This window comes from Curvibacter sp. GW821-FHT09D12 (assembly GCF_059416245.1).
This window is the reverse complement of the sequence record NZ_JBWKOU010000015.1, coordinates 145134-151273: the sequence shown is the minus strand read 5'-3', so window position 1 is coordinate 151273 and position 6140 is coordinate 145134. Positions and strand designations below refer to the sequence as shown.

Below are 6140 nucleotides of genomic sequence, written 5' to 3'. Positions count from 1 at the left end.
GCGCCGGGGCGGGCCCCCCTCTCGGGGCCCCGCCGCGGCTTTTTTCATGGGCACACAGGCGGGTCATCATCGATCCGCCTCAGAACTTCAGCACGGCCTTCACGCCCATCACCCAGTTGCGCCCCGGCGCCGGTTCGTAGAACTGGCTGTTGGCCTGGTTGACGATGAGCGAGCCCACATAGGCCCGGTCGGCCAGGTTGTCGACCCGCAGGAACTCGGTGAGCTGCCAGGCCCCCACTTGCTGGCGGGCCACCACGCGGGCATTGAGCACACCGTAGCCGCCCGCGAACGCGGTGTTGGCATCGGAGGCGGCCATGTTGCCCACCAGGCGCGCCTCGACACCGGCCTCCCAGGCCTTGTCGGGCTTTTGCCAGACCAGTTCGGTGAACAGGCTGCGCCCAGGCACGCCCGGCAGACGCCGGCCGGCGGCGATCAGCACCGGGGTGGCGGCGGCGTAGCTGGTGTAGGCCTGGTCGACCGTGGCGCTGAGAAAGCTCAGCGCAGTGTTGGAGCGCAGCTGCCACGGCAGCTCGGCCGCCAGGCTGAGTTCGAAGCCCTGGCGGCTGGTGCGCGGCGCGTTCATGAAGGCGGTGCGGCCACTGTTGCTGGCGGCGATCACGATGTCGTTGCGGGTCTTGGACGAGAACACTGCGGCCTGCCCGCGCACGCCCTGGGCCAGCTCGGTCTTCAGGCCCAGTTCGATCTGATGCGTGCTGGCCGCCTGCAGGCTGAAGTTGCCGGTGTTGGCCACGCTGGCGTTGATCAGCGCGGCCGGGGTGTAGGCCAGCTGGTTCAGCGTGGGGGTGTCAAAGCCGCTGCCATACGAGACATAGACATTGGTGTCGTCGCGCAGGTAGTGCTGCCACGACAGCATGCCGGTGGTGGCGCGGAAGCGGCTCAGGCCGGTGCCGGGCTGCTTGTTGTTGCTTTGCGAGCCCAGCTCGGTGCTGGAGTGGCGCAGGCCGGCGCTCACGGTGTCGCGCTCGCCCAGGCGCAGCTCGGCCTGCAGGTAGGTGTCGAGGTTGCTGGCGTACTGGCTCAGGTCCTGGTTGGTGGCCGTGCTGGGCTGGGCCTGGCCAGCCACGTTGTTGGAGGTCAGGCGGCGGTCGTTGTTGCGGTTGCTGTCCAGCCCGGCCACCCATTGCAGGGGCAGGCCGGCCAGTGCGGTCTTCTGCTGCCAGTGCAGGTCCAGGCCATAGAAGGTGCGGGCCAGGTTGATCACGCCGTTGTTGGCCGGTGTGAGGCCGGTGAGCGCCGAGCCGGCGAGAAACTGCTGGGTCTTGCGCTCGCCGTAGTAGGGCGAGATCACCAGGGTGTTGCTGGCATCGAAGGCGTGCGTGAGCACCATGCCGCCCTGCGTCTGGCGCATCGTCTTGCGGGTGTCATAGGCCAGGGCAAAGTTGCCGGGCTGGGTGCGGTTCTGCTGCAACTGGGCCGCGGTCAGGCCCAGCGGGTCTTGCGCGCTCAGATCGACCTGGTTGGCCACCAGCCGCACCTGGGTGCCGGTGGCCAGCGTGAAGCCCAGCTTGGCATTGGTGTTGTCACGCGTGGCCGCGCTGTGCTGGCGGTAGCCGGTGCTCTCGAGCTTGCCGGTGTTGAGCACGTAGTTGATGCCGTCCTGCTCGCCCGTGGCCTTGAGGCCGTACTTGCGCAGGCCATAGGAGCCGGTTTCGAAGTAAGGCGTGAGCTGCAGGCCGGGCTGGCCTTTTTCGGTGAAGACGCTGATCACGCCGCCCGAGGCGTTGCCATACAGCACCGAGAACGGCCCGCGCAAGACCTCGATGTGGTCTGCCGAGGCCAGGTCGATGTGCGAGATCTGGCCCTGGCCGTCGGCCACCGTGCCAGGGATGCCGTCCACCAGGATGCGCAGGCCGCGCGCGCCGAAGGTGGAGTTGGCGCCAAAGCCGCGCGAGGAGATCTGCAGGTCCTGCGCGTAGTTCTGGCGGTTCAGCGCGTACAGGCCCGGCACCCGCACCAGCGACTCCGACAGGTTGGCCTGGGCCTGGCCCTCTTGGATCTGATCACGCGACACGACGTTGACCGAGGCCGCGGTGTCCATGATCTTCTGCTCGGCACGGCTGGCCGAGACCACCACATCGGACAGGCTTTGCGCAGCGGCGCCGCCCGCCAACAGGCAACAGCACAGGGCGGCACCGGCCGTGGCCGTGCAACGGAATCGGGAAGGCACAAGAAAATGAGGGGGCTGGCAAAGAGAGGACATGGGGTTCAGCAATCGGTGAAGGCCACGCAGCGGAGACAGCCCGCTGCATCGGAACCCAGTGTGCGCAATCGGCGCCCCCGACGCCATCGGTGAGATCTGCATTTGGGGCTCATGATTTTCATGAAACGGCCACCGCTACGGGCAAACCCGGGTGTCCATGGGCGCTAGCATCAGCGATATGCCGAACCCCGCCCCCTGCCCCGCCCGGAGCGCCCCCCCATGAGCCTGCGCCTGCAAGTGAACCTGATCATCACCGTGCTGCTGGGGCTGATGGCCTCGCTGCTGGTGGGCCTGCAGATCGACAACACCCGGCGCAGCGTGCGCGACGAGGTGGACGGTGCCAACGTGGTGGCCAGCCAGTTGCTGGGCCGGGTGAACTGGGTGTATGGCTACGGCGGCCTGGACGGCATGCGCGAGTTCCTCAATGGCGTGGGCCGGGTGCGCGCCAACGACATCCAGCTCTTCGATGCGCTGGGCCAGCAGCTGTACCGCTCGCCCCCATCCCCCTACAAGCCCGGACGCGAGGCCCCGGGCTGGTACACCCGGCTGGTGTCACCCCCCCTGGCCCCGCGAGAAATTGCCTTGCCCAGCGGCCGCATCGTGCTGTACGCCGACCCCTCGCGGGCGGTGCTGGACGGCTGGGACGACCTGCTGCCCATGCTGGGCGGGGTGCTGGCCGGCTTTGCACTGGCCAATGCCGCGGTGTGGGCCTTGATGGGCCGCGCGCTGAAGCCGCTGCAGCAGGTGGCCGAAGGCCTGCGCGCCATGGAGGGCGGCCACTATGCGATCCGCCTGCCCGAGCAAGGGGGCCGCGAGCCGCGCCTGGTGGCCCAGGCCTTCAACCGCATGGCCCAGGCAGTGCAGGACAAGGCCGAGGCCCAACGCGCCGCCCAGGAAGCGCGCCAGGCCCTGGCCGAGAGCCGCGAGCTGGCCCAACTGGTGCACGCCCGCATCGAAGAAGAGCGCGGCGCGATCGCCCGTGAGTTGCACGACGAACTGGGCCAGCAGATCACTGCCATCAAGAGCGCGGGCCTGACCATCCAGCGCCGCCTGGTGCCTGGCGACCCGGCCCTGAGCCAGTCGGCCCAGCTGGTGCTGAGCTGTGCCGACCACATCTACGAAGGCATGCATCGGCTGGTGGCCCGCCTGCGACCCCTGGCACTCGACCCCTTCGGCCTCGGCGACGCCTTGCAAGACCTGCTGGGCGACTGGCGCCAGAGCCACCCAGGCCTGCAGTTCTCACTGCGGCTGGAGGGCCCGCTGGACAGCCTGGACGAGGCCACCGCCAGCGCCGCCTACCGCATCGTGCAGGAGGCCGTGACCAACGCCCTGCGCCACGCCCAGGCGCAGCACATCGAGGTGGCAGTGACCGTGCAGGCACAGAGCGTGCTGCTGTGGATCGCCGATGACGGGCAGGGGCAACTGGATGACCTGCACGCGCCGCGCCACTACGGCGTGGCCGGCATGCGCGAACGCGCCCAGGCCCTGGGCGGCGAGCTGGTGTTTGAACAACGCCCCACGGGCGGCCTGGCCCTGCGCGCCCGGCTGCCCCGCGCGGGCCTGAAGGGAGATGGCGCGTGAGGGTGATGCTGGTGGATGACCACGCCGTGGTCCGCATGGGATTCAAGCTGCTGCTGCAGGCCGAACCCGACATCGAGGTGGTGGCCGAGGCCGACAGCGGCGAGGCGGCCTGCCAGGGCGTGGCCGCGGCCGCCCCCGACGTGGTGGTGATGGACCTGTCGATGGCCGGCATGGGCGGGCTGGAGGCCATCAAGCGGCTGCTGGCACACCTGCCGCAGCTGCGCATCCTGGCGCTGTCGGCCCATGAGGACACCAGCCACTCGCGCCGCGCCCTGCAGGCCGGGGCCCTGGGCTACCTGTCCAAGCGCAGCGCGCCCGAGGCCTTGATCGACGCCCTGCGCAGCATCGCCCGCGGCCAACGCTACCTGGATGCCGCCATTGCCCAGCGCATGGCCATGCAAGACCTGGACGGGGGCCCCCAGGGGCCCCTGGGTCAGTTGTCGGCGCGCGAGTTCGAGGTCTTCATGCAGCTCGCACGCGGCCAGTCGGTGGCCCAGATCTCGGAGGCCCTGAAGCTCAGCGCCTCCACCGTGGGCACCCACCTCTACAACGTGAAACAGAAGCTGGGCCTGGGCAACCAGGCCGAGATGACGCTGCTGGCCTTGCGCCACGGGCTGATCGACGTGGGCAGTTGACCTCACAGGCCGTCAACACGCCCCAGGGAAAGCCCCTGGCCGCCTGCTCCAGGCTGACACACCGGGAACAGGCTCGGGCAAGCCCAAGGCACACATCGGGCGGCAGATCTGTCACAGAGGGCATGCCAAGCGCCGCGGATGCGCCCGGATCCCCCGTCTTCAGGGCCTGGCACGTCTGTTGCAAAAAGTCCGGCATTCCCATACCCAGACCAGGAGACCTCCGTGACCGCACCCAGCACCCGCCGCCAGTTCATCTGCCACCTCGCCGTCGCCAGCAGCGCCCTGGGCGCCACAGCCGCCCAGGCCCAGGCCGGCGCCCATGTGGACGAAGCCAGCGACCAGGCCATGGCCTTGGGTTACAAGCACGACACCAAGCACGTCGATGCCAAGAAATACGCCCAGCACACGCCGCAGCAGCGCTGCCACAACTGCTCGTTCTACCAGGGCAAGCCCACCGACGACTGGGGTGGCTGCGCCATGTTCGGCCGCAAGCACGTGGCTGGCAACGGCTGGTGCTCGGCCTGGAACAAGGCCCCGGGCTGAAGCGCCCGCCGGGCGCCTGCCTCGGGGTTTGACGCATGGCAGGGCGGCCCGAGGCGGCCTACCATGGCCTTCACACCGGAGGAGACCCGCCATGCCCTGCGTCCGCTATGAAGCCGCCGACCCGATCTGCACCATCACCCTGAACCGCCCCGACAAGCGCAACGCCGTCGATGGCGTGGTGGCCGGCGAACTGCGCGAAGCCTTTGAACGCTTTAAGGCCGACCCCGCGCTGCGGGTGGCGGTGCTGACCGGGGCCGGCGGGCATTTCTGCGCCGGGGCCGATCTGAGTGCCGTCGGCGACCCGGCACGGCGCAACGAACTCGATCCCGAGGGCGGGGGCAGCGGGCCCATGGGCCCCACCCGCATGGCGCTGAGCAAGCCGCTGATTGCCGCGATCCAGGGCTATGCCGTGGCCGGCGGCCTGGAGCTGGCCTTGCTGGCCGATCTGCGCGTGGCCGATGAAGAGGCCACGCTGGGCGTGTTCTGCCGGCGCTGGGGCGTGCCCCTGATCGACGGCGGCACCGTGCGCCTGCCCCGCCTGGTGGGCATGGGCCGGGCGCTGGACCTGATCCTGACTGGGCGCCCCGTGGGCGCAGCCGAAGCCTTGGCCATGGGGCTGGTGAACCGCGTCACACCGCCCGGCCAGGCCCTGGCCGTGGCGCAGGCCCTGGCACTTGAGATCGCGGCCTTTCCGCAGCAATGCATGCTGGCCGACCGGTATTCGGCCTACGCCCAGTGGGATTTGCCGCTGGCCGAGGCGCTGCGCCAGGAAGGCCGCCTGGGCGTGCCCCTGGTGGCCGCCGAGGGCGAGGCGGGTGCGGCCCGGTTTGCGCAGGGGGCCGGGCGGCATGGGCGCTTTTAAAGCTTGATCAGAGGTCTTCCCGCGCGGGCTGACGCTGACTGGCTCGCTCAGGTAGAAAATCATCATTCACCTGGTGACCGCCGAGAAAAAAGCTGTCCCAGGATTGCCCCACAGGCACCAGGATTCGCTCCTGCCCGTTGGCACGTATCGCAACCTGGCGAACACCATCAGGCAGGCGCATGTCCTGAGGCAGACGCACGACCTGGGTGCGCTTGTTGTTGATCACAATGCCGATGGTCATGCTTGCCTCCTCAAGAATGCAGATGGCTGTTGTACAGCCTTAAATGCCCCCGCCCCA

Annotated in this window: 6 protein-coding genes; 4 read left to right on the top strand and 2 right to left on the bottom strand. The window is 69.2% G+C overall.

Annotation, left to right across the window (positions count from 1 at the left end; genetic code table 11):
- Window positions 1-79 precede the first annotated feature (79 nt).
- On the bottom strand, window positions 80-2188 hold the full coding sequence (locus AC07PT_RS21825; RefSeq protein ID WP_494658061.1) for a TonB-dependent receptor family protein: 2109 nt from the start codon (window positions 2186-2188) through the stop codon (window positions 80-82).
- A 252-nt stretch (window positions 2189-2440) separates the two neighbouring features.
- Here AC07PT_RS21825 and AC07PT_RS21820 point away from each other — a divergent pair, with 252 nt between their 5' ends.
- The 4 genes from AC07PT_RS21820 (at window position 2441) to AC07PT_RS21805 (ending at window position 5842) form a co-directional block, all read left to right on the top strand.
- Window positions 2441-3802: a HAMP domain-containing sensor histidine kinase gene (locus AC07PT_RS21820; RefSeq protein ID WP_494658060.1), complete on the top strand. Its 1362-nt coding sequence runs from the start codon at window positions 2441-2443 to the stop codon at window positions 3800-3802.
- Window positions 3803-3807: 5 nt separating this feature from the next.
- The gene (locus AC07PT_RS21815; RefSeq protein WP_494658066.1) at window positions 3808-4437 is read left to right on the top strand and encodes a response regulator; all 630 of its coding nucleotides are present in this window, start codon (window positions 3808-3810) and stop codon (window positions 4435-4437) included.
- 222 nt (window positions 4438-4659) lie between these two features.
- Complete coding sequence (locus AC07PT_RS21810) at window positions 4660-4980, top strand: high-potential iron-sulfur protein (RefSeq protein WP_492349703.1); 321 nt, start codon at window positions 4660-4662, stop codon at window positions 4978-4980.
- A 91-nt stretch (window positions 4981-5071) separates the two neighbouring features.
- Window positions 5072-5842, top strand: coding sequence for a crotonase/enoyl-CoA hydratase family protein (locus AC07PT_RS21805; protein WP_494658059.1), 771 nt, complete (start codon window positions 5072-5074; stop codon window positions 5840-5842).
- A 7-nt stretch (window positions 5843-5849) separates the two neighbouring features.
- Here AC07PT_RS21805 and vapB read toward each other — a convergent pair whose 3' ends face one another.
- Window positions 5850-6083: a type II toxin-antitoxin system VapB family antitoxin gene (gene vapB, locus AC07PT_RS21800; protein WP_494658058.1), complete on the bottom strand. Its 234-nt coding sequence runs from the start codon at window positions 6081-6083 to the stop codon at window positions 5850-5852.
- Between the last annotated feature and the right edge of the window lie 57 nt (window positions 6084-6140).